Consider the following 800-nt stretch of genomic DNA (forward strand, 5'->3'; position numbering starts at 1 on the left):
AACTCTTCTGTGCCATCATCTCAACAACCCCTGCATAATAAAGCTAAGAATACTTCGCCAAATCGGAAGAAATCTGGAAAAAAGCAAGGAGCTCAACCAGGTCATAAAGGCCATCGCCGACTGCTTCACCCTGTTGAAGACAGTGCCTCGGTTGAGCAATACTTACCGAATAAGATATGCCACTGCGGTGGGTGTGTTATTCCAAATCGAAAACCTTATAAACGACACCAAATCTTTGACTTGCCAGATATCTCATACACGCTTGTTGAACATCAAATCTTTAAAGGCGAGTGCGCATGGTGTGGTGATAAGCACCAAGCGGAGCTTCCAGAGTCTGTGCCCGATGTTCAAATGGGGCCAAATCTACATAGCTTTATCGCAATCCAGGCGACGCAGCACCACCAAAGCATAGGTAAAATACAATCTATGTTGAAAGACGTCTTCCAGCTTAACTTCTCAACAGGTGCAATATCTGCGGCGCAAGGACGAGTCACTGAATACTTAGCCGATACTCATACTCAAATCCATGACACAGTCAAAGCATCTAAACTGATTATGGCTGATGAGACTTCGCATCAGCGCAATAATGATAAACGCTGGATGTGGGCCGCACTCAGCAATGACGTAGCCTTTTTCCAAATTAACAGTGGAAGAAACCAACATGCTGCCAAACGACTACTTGGTGAAGCGGTTTCACACCTTTTAGTGACTGACCAATATTCTGCCTACAAATATATCGACGAATCTAAGCGCCAATTATGCTGGGCTCACATATTAAGGAACGTCATCGCTATCGAGGA

Annotated in this window: 1 protein-coding gene; it reads left to right on the forward strand. The window is 44.8% G+C overall.

What is annotated here, in order from left to right; genetic code table 11:
* A partial coding sequence (locus FKN93_RS17435) for an IS66 family transposase (RefSeq protein WP_170905774.1) occupies nucleotides 1–800 on the forward strand: 800 nt, incomplete at both ends.

The organism is Vibrio sp. A8-1, assembly GCF_013048685.1.
Classification (GTDB): domain Bacteria; phylum Pseudomonadota; class Gammaproteobacteria; order Enterobacterales; family Vibrionaceae; genus Vibrio; species Vibrio metschnikovii.